We start from the raw sequence: 12,166 nt of genomic DNA, 5'->3' as shown, positions 1-12,166 counted from the left end.
CGCCAGCAGCAGATGTTCGGTATCCACCTCGGAGCGGCCAAATTCGGCAGCGTGTTTGGCGGCCTCCTGCAGCAAGGCTTCCGACTGTTCGCTGATGCGGCTGGCCAGCCCACTGCCGCGACGGCGCGGCGCACCCGAACCTGCGGCGGCGGGCTCGCCAAACGAGGCATCGACCACGTCATCGGTATCGGCGGCAACTGGCGTCGCGTCGTCGCCGATGCGGAAGAAGTCACTGCCGAGGAAGTCCTCGAACAGGCCGCTGCGCGAGCCGAACAAGGCTTCCAGCGGCGAAACGGTGCGCTTTTGCTGGCGCACTAATTGCCGGTAATGGTCGTCGCACAACAGCATGGTGCTGTGACGACCGTTGAGATTGGCTTCCACCCGCACGGTGGCGGGTTGGCCGCAGACCTGGCATTGTTTTCTGGCCATGCTGATGCTCCTGAGAAGGTTGACAAGGTTGAGGCGACGAGGCATCGCGAACCGCGACTCCTCGTCTCGTGCCGGGTTTTTCTTGTGACAAACGAGCCGGCGACGTCAGCCGTTGATCGGGATCGAGCGTCCCTGCTTCGGCGCGCTGACCTCGCGCTTGTCGATCGTGACCGTGAGCACCCCGTTCTTGAACGATGCTTTGATTGAATCCTGGTTGGCGTCGTCAGGCAGGTTCAAGGCACGCTGAAAGCTGCCGTAGGAGCGCTCCACACGGTGGAAGCCACCTTCCTTCTTCTCCTGTTCCTGGCGCTTCTCGCCACGCACCATCAGCACGTCGTTGTCGAGAGTGATCTGGATGTCCTTCTCCTCGACACCGGGCACTTCCAGGGCAATCTTGTACTGCTTGTCGGTTTCCTGGATGTCCAGGGCCGGCTTCAGCATGCCCGACCAATCGGATGGCCACTGCGGCATGTTCAACGCCGGAAAACCGAAGCCCCGGAATGCGTCATCGAACAGCCGGTCGATTTCCCGATGCAGTTGCAGGATCGGGCTGACTGGCCCGCTCGCCGCTGGCAGGTCATTGCGCTGCACCGGCAGGGAAGAGGCGGTCTGCTGCTCTTGCTGCTCGTTCTTGAACCAGTTCCAGGGAGCCAACTTCTTGAAATCGATGTCCATGTCATACCTCCAGAAAAATTGGAAAACGAGTTACTCAAGCCCTTTGCCTGCTGTGACGGGCAGTGCGCCCAGGCGACACGGGCTGCTCGGATGACTTCTGCTGTTCACGCTTGCGCATCACCTCCTTCTTTGCTGCGGCTCGGGTCTGATCATTGATCCACTGATCGATTTCACTTTGAGGAAACCGCCACGTCCCGCCCACCTTGAAAGCCGGAATTTCCCCGTGCGCGGCGAGCCGATAAAGCGTCCGCTTGCCGACTTTCAAGTACGCAGCCAATTCATCGAGCGTGAAAATCACCTGTAGGTGCGCTTTCATCCCTGTAGGTGCGCTTTCATCTCACCCTCTCCAATCGCGTCGCTTTGCGGTTCCGGCCAAGGAAATCCTTGTAATACTTTGTAAGATATTACGCTTACCATGACAGCCTTCAAGAGTCAATGTACAGCGTTCTCCCGCCCCATTGATGCAGGTCAACTGCTCAGGCAAGGCGCAGCGGGGCGGTCTGATCAGGCAATGGACAGCGCCTGGCTCGTCAGCCTGCGTGTACCACAGGCGCCTCGATCAAACACCGATCCTCACGTTGTAGCCGAGTGCCCGCAGCCCCTTGCTCGTCTGCATGTTCCTTGACGGAAACTCGTCTGGGCGCGCCCAGACGACGATTTCCCCGAGGCTGCTCAGGCTAACGTGCGGAATTGCCCAGTCGTCGCTGCGGATCGCGTTCCAGAGTCGGGCCGAAACACTTCCGTTGCCCCAGACAACGTAGTTCAACAGTATCCGTCCGGCCAACACACCTTCCCGACACCGCCGCCGAAGGCCATGGCCCATCAAGCGGATTTTCCATGCGCCCTCAGCGCCGTACCTACAGCAAATCTTTCAAGGCTCAGGTCATTCAGGAGTGTTCTGAACCCGGTGCCTCCATCGCAAACATCGCCTTGGGCTACAGCCTCAATGCCAACCTCGATCACAAATGGATTCGGCTGCCTACCCAGAAAACCACGGCTATCCAGCCAGCGTTCATCCCGTTGCCTTCTCAAATGCTCGGCGTGGGTTCGCATACTCAAGCGCGCTGCTGCGATCATGAGTTTGATCCAGTCGGCCCGTAATAATGGGCACGATCCGTATGCCTATCTCAAGGATGTGCTGACACGGTTGCCGTCCCTGTAACAGCCTGAAGTTGACCTGGGTAATCAAATACCGGTGTAGTGATTAGGAAACAGGGCTCGGATAACATCATGGCGCAGGTCACCCTGATCTTGACCCTCCATCTCCGAACAGCTTTTGTATCTTAAGTTAACGATGTCCGCTGCCGGTATTCCCTCGGGGAGTGATATCCCAGCGCGCTGTGCGGGTGGCTTCCATTTCCATCAGATGTCCTTCCTGCTCCGCTACTGAAGGCGTGGTGCGTAACGGCAAAAGCACTGCCGGACATCAGCGCTATCTCTGCTCTCACTGCCGTAAAACATGGCAGCTCCAGTTCACTTACACCGCCTCTCAGCCCGGTACACACCAGAAAATTATTGATATGGCCATGAATGGCGTTGGATGCCGGGCAACCGCCCGCATTATGGGCGTTGGCCTCAACACGATTTTACGTCACTTAAAAAACTCAGGCCGCAGTCGGTAACCTCACGCATACAACCGGGTAGTGACGTCATTGTTTGCGCGGAAATGGACGAACAGTGGGGTTATGTCGGCGCTAAATCACGCCAGCGCTGGTTGTTTTACGCGTATGACAGGATACGGAGGACGGTTGTGGCGCACGTATTCGGTGAACGCACGTTGTCCACGCTGGAGCGTCTTCTGGGCCTGCTGTCGGCCTTTGAGGTCGTGGTATGGATGACGGATGGCTGGCCGCTTTATGAATCACGCCTGAAGGGAGAACTGCACGTTATCAGCAAGCGATATACGCAGCGCATTGAGCGGCATAACCTGAATCTGAGGCAGCATCTGTCAAGGCTGGGCAGGAAGTCACTGTCGTTCTCAAAATCGGTGGAGCTGCATGACAAAGTCATTGGGCATTATCTGAACATAAAACACTATCAATAAGTTGGAGTCATTACCCTTTTTTCAACTTCTGATGGATGCGAGTGATTGAACTCATACATTAATGTTTTCCCACGAAGTCTTTTTTCAGGTAAGCCTTCGCACATATCGGTAAATAGCTTGCCTGCTTTTATTTTTTCTGTCATCGACATGTTCATTTTTAACATTCCGTCCTGATAAGTTGGTCGGATAAGGCGCTCGCGCCGTATCCGACATTAATTTCTTAAGCGACTTCATTCACCTGGCGACGCAGCAGAGAAAGTGGGCCGGGGCCGCTAAGCGTGAACACGGAAATTAAGGTGAAGCCCAGCGCCACCAGACCCAGCACCAGGTAAGCGCCCTGGAAACCGATGCTTTCATACATATTGCCCGCCAGAATAGACATAAAAATCATCGCCAGTTGCTTAAAGAAGCAGAAACAGACCAGATAAATCGTCGCTGAAAAACGCACTTCAAACTGGCTGGTAATATATTTAAAGCAGCCCACCAGCAGGAACGGTACTTCAAACATATGCAGCGTTTTCAGAATAACCACTTCCAGTGCTGAGGTAGCGAACGATGAGCCAATAATACGTACTGACATAATAGTGCCAGCCAGCAGCAGGGCGTTTTTCCCACCGATGCGATTAATGATCAGTGGCGCAAAAAACATAATCGAGGCGTTAAGTAATTCGCCCATTGTCGTTACGTAGCCAAATACCCGCGTACCCTGTTCACCGGTAGCAAAGAACGAAGTAAAGAAATTAGCAAACTGTTGGTCAAAAACATCGTAGGTGCAGGAAACGCCAATAACATACAGTGACAAAAACCACAGTTTTGGCTGTCTGAACAGTTCCAGCGCCAGCTTAAGGCTAAATGCCGAATGGTTGGCACCTACCGCATTGGCAACCGTGGCAGAAGAGGGCGCATCCGTTTTGGCGAAAAAGAGTAAAACGGCGAGGATGAATGCACAGCCAGAACCCAGCCAGAAAACAAACTGATTATTGATGGTGAACATGATGCCGACAATCGAGGCACACAGCGCCCAGCCAACACAGCCAAACATCCGCGCGCGACCATATTCGAAATTACTGCGACGGCTGACTTTCTCGATAAATGCCTCTACTGCTGGCGCACCGGCGTTAAAACAAAAGCCTAGATAAATACCACCAACAATCGATCCTACTAAAATGTTGTATTGTAACAGTGGCCCGAAGATAAAAATAAAGAACGGCGCAAACATCACTAACATGCCGGTAATAATCCACAGCAGGTATTTGCGCAGCCCGAGTTTGTCAGAAAGCAGACCAAACAGCGGTTGGAATAATAGCGAGAACAGAGAAATAGCGGCAAAAATAATACCCGTATCACTTTTGCTGATATGGTTGATGTCATGTAGCCAAATCGGGAAAAACGGGAAGTAGGCTCCCATGATAAAAAAGTAAAAGAAAAAGAATAAACCGAACATCCAAAAGTTTGTGTTTTTTAAATAGTACATAATGGATTTCCTTACGCGAAATACGGGCAGGCATGGCCTGCCCGGTTATTATTATTTTTGACACCAGAGCAACTGGTAATGGTAGCTACCGGCGCTAAGGTGGAATTCCGCCGACACTGACGGGCTCCAGGAGTCGTCGCCACCAATCCCCATATGGAAACCGTCGATATTCAGCCATGTGCCTTCTTCCGCGTGCAGCAGATGGCGATGGCTGGTTTCCATCAGTTGCTGTTGACTGTAGCGGCTGATGTTGAACTGGAAGTCGCCGCGCCACTGGTGTGGGCCATAATTCAATTCGCGCGTCCCGCAGCGCAGACCGTTTTCGCTCGGGAAGACGTACGGGGTATACATGTCTGACAATGGCAGATCCCAGCGGTCAAAACAGGCCGCAGTAAGGCGGTCGGGATAGTTTTCTTGCGGCCCTAATCCGAGCCAGTTTACCCGCTCTGCTACCTGCGCCAGCTGGCAGGTCAGGCCAATCCGCGCCGGATGTGGCGTATTGCTCGCCACTTCAACATCAACGGTAATCGCCATTTGACCACTTCCATCAATCCGGTAGGTTTTCCGGCTGATAAATAAGGTTTTCCCCTGATGCTGCCACGCGTGGACCGTGGTAATCAGCACCGCGTCGGCAAGCGTATCTGCCGTGCACTGCAACAACGCTGCTTCGGCCTGGTAATGGCCCGCCGCCTTCCAGCGTTCGACCCAGGCGTTAGGGTCAATGCGGGTCGCTTCACTTACGCCAATGTCGTTATCCAGCGGTGCGCGGGTGAACTGATCGCGCAGCGGCGTCAGCAGTTGTTTTTTATCGCCAATCCACATCTGTGAAAGAAAGCCTGACTGGCGGTTAAATTGCCAACGCTTATTATCCAGCTCGATGCAAAAATCCGTTTCGCTGGTGGTCAGTTGCGGGATGGCGTGGGGCGCGGAGGGGAGTGTCACGCTGAGGTTTTCCGCCAGACGCCACTGCTGCCAGGCGCTGATGTGTCCGGCTGCTGACCATGTGGTCGCGTTCGGTTGCACTACGTGAACCGTTAGCCAGAGTTGTCCGGCGCTCTTCGGCTGCGGTAGTTCAGGCAGTTCAATCAACTGTTTACCTTGTGGAGCGACATCCAGAGGCACTTCACCGCTTGCCAGCGGCTTGCCATCCAGCGCCACCATCCAGTGCAGGAGCTCGTTATCGCTATGACGGAACAGGTATTCGCTGGTCACTTCGATGGTTCGCCCGGATAAACTGAACTGGAAAAACTGCTGCTGGTGTTTTGCTTCCGTCAGCGCCGGATGCGGCGTGCGGTCGGCAAAGACCAGACCGTTCATGCAGAACTGGCGATCATTCGGCTTATCGCCAAAATCACCGCCGTAAGCCGACCACGGATTGCCATTTTCATCATATTTAATCAGCGACTGATCCACCCAGTCCCAGACGAAGCCGCCCTGTAAACGGGGGTACTGACGAAACGCCTGCCAGTATTTAGCGAAGCCGCCAAGACTGTTACCCATCGCGTGGGCGTATTCGCAAAGGATCAGCGGGCGCGTCTCTCCAGGCAACGAAAGCCATTTTTTGATGGACCATTTCGGCACAGCCGGGAAGGGCTGGTCTTCATCCACGCGCGCGTACATCGGGCAAATAATATCGGTTGCGAAGGTGTCGGCTCCGCCGCCTTCATACTGTACCGGGCGGGAAGGATCGACAGATTTGATCCAGCGATAGAGTGCGTCGTGATTAGCGCCGTGGCCTGATTCATTCCCCAGCGACCAGATGATCACACTCGGGTGATTACGATCGCGCTGCACCATTCGCGTTACGCGTTCGCTCATCGCGGGTAGCCAGCGCGGATCATCGGTCAGACGATTCATTGGCACCATGCCGTGGGTTTCAATGTTGGCTTCATCCACCACATACAGGCCGTAGTGGTCGCACAGCGTGTACCACAGCGGATGGTTCGGATAATGCGAACAGCGCACGGCGTTAAAGTTGTTCTGCTTCATCAGCAGGATATCCTGCACCATCGTCTGCTCATCCATGACCTGACCATGCAGAGGATGATGCTCGTGACGGTTAACGCCGCGAATCAGCAACGGCTTGCCGTTCAGCAGCAGCAGACCATTTTCAATCCGCACCTCGCGGAAACCGACATCGCAGGCTTCTGCTTCAATCAGCGTGCCGTCGGCGGTGTGCAGTTCAACCACCGCACGATAGAGATTCGGGATTTCGGCGCTCCACAGTTTCGGGTTTTCGACGTTCAGACGTAGGGTGACGTGATCGGCATAACCACCACGCTCATCGATAATTTCACCGCCGAAAGGCGCGGTGCCGCTGGCGACCTGCGTTTCACCCTGCCACAAAGAAACCGTCACCCGCAGCTCATCGCGCAGCTCGCCGTACATCTGAACGTCTGCCTCCAGTACAGCGCGGCTGAAATCATCATTAAAGTGAGTGGCTACATGGAAATCGCTGATTTGCGTGCTCGGTTTATGCAGCAACGAGACGTCACGGAAAATGCCGCTCATCCGCCACATATCCTGATCTTCCAGATAACTGCCGTCACTCCAGCGCAGCACCATCACCGCGAGGCGGTTTTCTCCGGCGTGTAAAAATGCGCTCAGGTCAAATTCAGACGGCAAACGACTGTCCTGTCCGTAACCGACCCAGCGCCCGTTGCACCACAAATGAAACGCCGAGTTAACACCATCAAAAATAATTCGCGTCTGGCCTTCCTGTAGCCAGCTTTCATCAACATTAAATGTGAGCGAGTAACAACCCGTCGGATTCTCCGTGGGAACATACGGCGGATTGACCGCAATGGGATAGGTCACGTTGGTGTAGATAGGCGCATCGTAACCGTGCATCTGCCAGTTTGAGGGGACGATGACAGTATCGGCGTCAGGAAGATCGCGCTCCAGCCAGCTTTCTGGTACCGCTTCTGGTGCCGGAAACCAGGCAAAGCGCCATTCACCATTCAGGCTGCGCGACTCTTGGGAAGGGCGATCGGTGCGAGCCTCTTCGCTATTACGCCAGCTGGCGAAAGGGGGATGTGCCGCAAGGCGATTAAGTTGGGTAACGCCAGGGTTTTCCCAGTCACGACGTTGTAATACGACGGCCAGTGAATCCGTAATCATTGTCATAGTTGTATCCTGCGTGAATTGTTATCCGCTCACATTTTCGCATAACATACGAGCCGGACACATAGAGTGTAAAGCCTGGGGTGCCTAATGAGTGAGCTGACTCACATTAATTGCGTTGCGCTCACTGCCCGCTTTCAAGTCGGGAAACTTGTCGTGCCAACTGCATTAAGGAATCTGCCAACGTGCGGGGAGAGGTGGTTTGCGTATTGGGCGCCAGGGTGGTTTTTCTTTTCACCAGTGAGACGGGCAACAGCTGATTGCTCTTCACCGCCTGGCCCTGAGAGAGTTTCAGCAAGCGGTCCACGCTGCTTTGCCCCAGCAGGCGAAAATCCTGTTTGATGGTGGTTAACGGCGGGATATAACACGAGCTGTCTTCGGTATCGTCGTATCCCACTACCGAGATATCCGCACCAACGCGCAACCCGGACTCGGTAATGGCGCGCATTGCGCCCAGCGCCATCTGATCGTTGGCAACCAGCATCGCAGTGGGAACGATGCCCTCATTTAGCATTTGCATGGTTTGTTGAAAACCGGACATGGCACTCCAGTCGCCTTCCCGTTCCGCTATCGGATGAATTTGATTGCGAGTGAGATATTTATGCCAGCCCGCCAGACGCAGACGCGCCGAGACAGAACTTAATGGGCCCGCTAACAGCGCGATTTGCTGGTGACCCAATGCGACCAGATGCTCCACGCCCAGTCGCGTACCGTCTTCATGGGAGAAAATAATACTGTTGATGGGAGTCTGGTCAGAGACATCAAGAAATAACGCCGGAACATTAGCGCAGGCAGCTTCCACAGCAATGGCATCCTGGTCATCCAGCGGATAGTTAATGATCAGCCCACTGACGCGTTGCGCGAGAAGATTGTGCACCGCCGCTTTACAGGCTTCGACGCCGCTTCGTTCTACCATCGACACCACCACGCTGGCACCCAGTTGATCGGCGCGAGATTTAATCGCCGCGACAATTTGCGACGGCGCGTGCAGGGCCAGACTGGAGGTAGCAACGCCAATCAGCAACGACTGTTTCCCCGCCAGTTGTTGTGCCACGCGGTTGGGAATGTAGTTCAGCTGCGCCATCGCCGCTTCCACCTTTTCCCGCGTTTTCGCAGAGACGTGGCTGGCCTGGTTCACCACGCGGGAAACGGTCTGATAAGAGACACCGGCATACTCTGCGACATCGTATAGCGTTACTGGTTTCACATTTACCACCCTGAATTGACTCTCTTCGGGTGCTATCATGCCATACCACGAAATGTTTTGCGCCATTCGGAGGGGGCACGCCGAAGTGAGATTCAAAATGCCGACGTCAGTTCACAGGTGGGTAATGATACCAACGTGTTGATTTCGTATTTTCACTGACACCAGGATCATCCTGATGTTACAAGGATTGAATGACTACAGATTAAAATAGTCATCAACAGGTTGACAGCATTACCGGTAACCCGTTTCAGCTCTTTCTGGAGACGGCGGATCTCGGCCTGAGCATCTGACTGTTCTTTATTAGTGGAAGAATCCGGACCGTACTTCTTTATCCATGCATAAAGGCTGTGGGTGGTGATATCGAGACGTGTTGCAACGCTGGAAACAGAATAACCGCGATCAACAACCTGTTTGACTGCTTCAGTTTTAAACTCTTCGGGATAACGCTTACCGCTCATGGGCACCTCTCTTTAAGCCATCTTAAATGACTCTGAGGTGTCTGTTAAACCCGTGGCGATTCATTTTAGGCATAAAAAAAGACCTCAGTTGAGGTCTATTTACATACTGTTGGTGCGAAGGCCGAACTCGAATCGGCTCTTCATTAACTAACTCTGGCAACGTTTCCATCCAATCGCAATCCATCCAAATAGTCCCCATACCACTGCATCATCTCTTTCCTCCCTTCAAGATACTGCGCATGGTTATAGGTCCCGCGAATCGCGTTCTTGTCCACATGCGCGAGCTGGGTCTCAATCCAAGCAGTGTTGAATCCTTCCTCATGCAAGATTGTGCTCATGGTGTGACGAAAACCATGTCCGGTTGCTCTCTTATCGTAACCAATCCTTTTAATAACCATATTGATGCTGGCTTCGCTCATTGGTTTATTAACATCGTTTCGACCTGCAAAGATAAACTGGTAAGTACCGGTCAATTGCTTTAGTTGCCGAAGTGCTGCTAAGGATTGAGCAGAAAGGGGCACTATGTGGGGTCGCCTCATCTTCATTCTACTTTTCGGTATTTCCCAGATATGGTTTTCGAAGTCGATTTCACTCCATTCTGCCATACGTAATTCGACGGTTCGTAAGCCCGTAAGCATGAGTAGTCGGGTCGCCAGAAGCGTTACTAGACTGCCGGTGTATTGTGAAAGCTTTTGTAAAAACTCGGGTAGCTCAGCAGCAGTAAGAAAGGGATAATGTTGTTTCTCGTACCCCTGTAAAGCACTACCAAGATCAGCCGCAGGGTTGTACTCGGCTCGGCCAGTAACAATAGCGTAACGGAACACTTCGCTACAACGTTGGCGCACTTTACTGGCAAGCTCCGGCGCACCTCGCTTTTCCATACGCTGCAATACAGACAGAAGCTCCAGTGGCTTTATCTCATTAACCGGCTGCGATCCAACAAAGGGAAATACATTGTTTTTGAAGGCCCGGTTAACATAGTCAGCGTAGTTTTTTGACCAGCCAGAAACTTTTGCGTTGTACCACTCAACCGCTATCGCTTCAAAAGTATTCGTAACCGATAGTTTTTGGGCAAGTAGTTCGGCTTTTTTAACTTCACCGGGATCTTTATCATTTGCCAATGTTTTTCTCGCTTCATCGCGCTTAGTGCGGGCTTCCGCAAGTGAGATGTCAGGATAGGTTCCGAACGAGAGTTTTTTCTCTTTACCGGCAAATCGATACTTCATTCGCCAGTACTTTGAACCGTTAGTATTGACCATGAGATAGAGCCCTCCGCCATCAGCGAGTTTATAGGCTTTATCTCTGGGCTTTGCAGTCTCGACCTGACGAGCATTCAGTGGCATTTGGGGGCCTCATTTTCCGTTGAACAGGATAAGCCCCCACTTAGGCCCCCAAACGTTTATTGATTCACGTAGATATGGGTAGACTTCAGTTGACGTCGCATAGCCTGAGAAGAGGGGTTATGGCTGATTATAAAAGGTTTTTATTGAATTCGGTAGACATCAGGAGAGTTATATCTGGTGTCCCCTGCAGGAATCGAACCTGCAACTAGCCCTTAGGAGGGGCTCGTTATATCCATTTAACTAAGGGGACGAGGCGGCACGAGTATAGCGTCATTTACACTTTGCGTTAAGCGCATCGCCGCCTGACTGCTCAAAGAGTCACCATTCAGGACGATTTTTTTGTCGATTTATCATCATTTTCCCGCGCTTTAAGCTCCGCTTTGCGTTTGTTCGACATGTCGTTACGGATTTGGGCATGGCTTAACAGCGCGAAGATAAACGTTCCGCCGCAGATGTTTCCTGCTAGTGTCGGCAGGGCGAACGGCCAGAAAAAGTCGCTCCAGTGAAGCGTACCGTTAAAGACCAGATACAGTATTTCTACGGTACCGACCACAATATGCGTGGTGTCAGCCAGCGCAATCAGCCAGGTCATCAATATAATCACCACAATTTTGGCGCTCCCTGCTGAAGGAAACATCCAGACCATCGTGGCGATAATCCACCCGGAGATGATGGCATTCGAGAACATTTCGATCGGGGTGTTTTTCATCACATCCATGCCGATTTTTACAAATGCATCCCGGGTGGGTTCATCAAAGATCGGCATGTACTCAAACGCCCAGGCCGCGATGCCCGTGCCGATGATATTACCCAGCAGGACGACGCTCCACAGACGCATCAATAAACCGAAGTTGCCGAGGGTAGGGTTTTGCATCACCGGCAGAACGGCGGTCACCGTGTTTTCGGTAAACAGCTGCTGGCGGGCCATGATGACAATCACAAAGCCGAAGGTATAGCCGAGATTCTCGAGTAAAAAACCGCCCGGCACACCTTCCAGCTGAACATGAAATATCCCTTTGGCGAGCAGAGATGCGCCCATTGAGAGCCCTGCGGCGATAGCTGACCAGAAGAGGGCCATGGCATCGCGCTCCATCTCTTTTTCACCGTCCTGGCGGATATGCTCATGGATGGCCATCGCACGGGAAGGGAGGCGGTCTTCATCAATTTCTATTTTCTCGCCACGCGCTTTCTCCTCGCTTTCAATTTCAAGTTCCTCATCGCTCTCGCCAATTTTTTCTTCGCCCACGTCTTTCATATCTGCTCCCGGAGGTTGATCTTTCTGTTAAGCGTAGCGGCTTTTATCGGGATGCCTGTGGGGATGCTCTTAAATTGGCGGCAATGACAACAAAGGTGATACATCTCTTTCAAAGACATTATAAAATTGCCAGCGAAACGAATTCCAAAAGCCAGGCT

At 52.9% G+C, this 12,166-nt stretch carries 10 protein-coding genes, 1 tRNA gene and 4 pseudogenes; 3 read left to right on the top strand and 12 right to left on the bottom strand.

Annotated elements, in window-relative coordinates; genetic code table 11:
- From ACOTXI_RS07360 to ACOTXI_RS07345, 4 genes and pseudogenes are all read right to left on the bottom strand, one after another.
- A pseudogene (locus ACOTXI_RS07360) lies at positions 1-429 on the bottom strand (Clp protease ClpC); the annotation flags it as partial.
- 105 nt (positions 430-534) lie between these two features.
- Positions 535-1,104, bottom strand: a complete 570-nt coding sequence (gene hsp20, locus ACOTXI_RS07355; RefSeq protein WP_000350435.1) for a small heat shock protein sHSP20 — start codon at positions 1,102-1,104, stop codon at positions 535-537.
- 34 nt (positions 1,105-1,138) lie between these two features.
- Entirely contained in the window at positions 1,139-1,420 is a 282-nt protein-coding gene (locus ACOTXI_RS07350; RefSeq protein WP_004152118.1) for a helix-turn-helix domain-containing protein, read from the bottom strand.
- Between the two features lie 243 nt (positions 1,421-1,663).
- Positions 1,664-1,927 (bottom strand): hypothetical protein, encoded by a 264-nt coding sequence (locus ACOTXI_RS07345; RefSeq protein ID WP_015386469.1) that lies wholly within the window; start codon positions 1,925-1,927, stop codon positions 1,664-1,666.
- Between the two features lie 14 nt (positions 1,928-1,941).
- Here ACOTXI_RS07345 and ACOTXI_RS07340 point away from each other — a divergent pair, with 14 nt between their 5' ends.
- The 3 genes and pseudogenes from ACOTXI_RS07340 to ACOTXI_RS07330 all read left to right on the top strand — a co-directional run bounded on the left by ACOTXI_RS07340 (position 1,942) and on the right by ACOTXI_RS07330 (position 3,148).
- Positions 1,942-2,205: a transposase gene (locus tag ACOTXI_RS07340; RefSeq protein ID WP_004118209.1), complete on the top strand. Its 264-nt coding sequence runs from the start codon at positions 1,942-1,944 to the stop codon at positions 2,203-2,205.
- Positions 2,162-2,266 (top strand): annotated as a pseudogene (locus ACOTXI_RS07335) (transposase domain-containing protein); the annotation flags it as partial. The gene ACOTXI_RS07340 and the pseudogene ACOTXI_RS07335, both read left to right, overlap by 44 nt.
- A gap of 184 nt (positions 2,267-2,450) precedes the next feature.
- Positions 2,451-3,148, top strand: a protein-coding gene (locus tag ACOTXI_RS07330; RefSeq protein ID WP_226328998.1) for an IS1 family transposase whose coding sequence is annotated in 2 segments (ribosomal slippage) — positions 2,451-2,700 and positions 2,700-3,148 — 699 coding nt in all. Because the reading frame shifts where the segments join, the coding sequence is not laid out codon by codon here.
- Between the two features lie 14 nt (positions 3,149-3,162).
- On the opposite strand, the pseudogene ACOTXI_RS07325 reads toward ACOTXI_RS07330, so the two are convergent.
- From ACOTXI_RS07325 to ACOTXI_RS07290, 8 genes and pseudogenes are all read right to left on the bottom strand, one after another.
- Positions 3,163-3,303: pseudogene (locus ACOTXI_RS07325) on the bottom strand (maltose acetyltransferase domain-containing protein); the annotation flags it as partial.
- A 65-nt stretch (positions 3,304-3,368) separates the two neighbouring features.
- A complete protein-coding gene (gene lacY, locus ACOTXI_RS07320; RefSeq protein ID WP_003846917.1) occupies positions 3,369-4,622 on the bottom strand; it encodes a lactose permease in 1,254 nt (417 codons plus the stop codon).
- Positions 4,623-4,673: 51 nt separating this feature from the next.
- On the bottom strand, positions 4,674-7,748 hold the full coding sequence (lacZ, locus tag ACOTXI_RS07315; RefSeq protein ID WP_015386474.1) for a beta-galactosidase: 3,075 nt from the start codon (positions 7,746-7,748) through the stop codon (positions 4,674-4,676).
- 121 nt (positions 7,749-7,869) lie between these two features.
- Entirely contained in the window at positions 7,870-8,952 is a 1,083-nt protein-coding gene (lacI, locus tag ACOTXI_RS07310; protein WP_103786753.1) for a DNA-binding transcriptional repressor LacI, read from the bottom strand.
- 236 nt (positions 8,953-9,188) lie between these two features.
- Positions 9,189-9,410, bottom strand: a pseudogene (locus tag ACOTXI_RS07305) (transposase); the annotation flags it as partial.
- Positions 9,411-9,553: 143 nt separating this feature from the next.
- Positions 9,554-10,753 (bottom strand): tyrosine-type recombinase/integrase, encoded by a 1,200-nt coding sequence (locus tag ACOTXI_RS07300; RefSeq protein ID WP_007851503.1) that lies wholly within the window; start codon positions 10,751-10,753, stop codon positions 9,554-9,556.
- 175 nt (positions 10,754-10,928) lie between these two features.
- Positions 10,929-11,003: transfer RNA gene (locus ACOTXI_RS07295), tRNA-Arg, on the bottom strand.
- Positions 11,004-11,078: 75 nt separating this feature from the next.
- Positions 11,079-12,008 (bottom strand): formate/nitrite transporter family protein, encoded by a 930-nt coding sequence (locus ACOTXI_RS07290; protein WP_023325783.1) that lies wholly within the window; start codon positions 12,006-12,008, stop codon positions 11,079-11,081.
- Positions 12,009-12,166 lie beyond the last annotated feature (158 nt).

The organism is Enterobacter cloacae complex sp. BZL2005, from assembly GCF_049238885.1.
GTDB lineage: Bacteria > Pseudomonadota > Gammaproteobacteria > Enterobacterales > Enterobacteriaceae > Enterobacter > Enterobacter roggenkampii.
The sequence above is the reverse complement of the archived record's forward strand: the minus strand, read 5'-3'. Positions and strand labels throughout refer to the sequence as shown.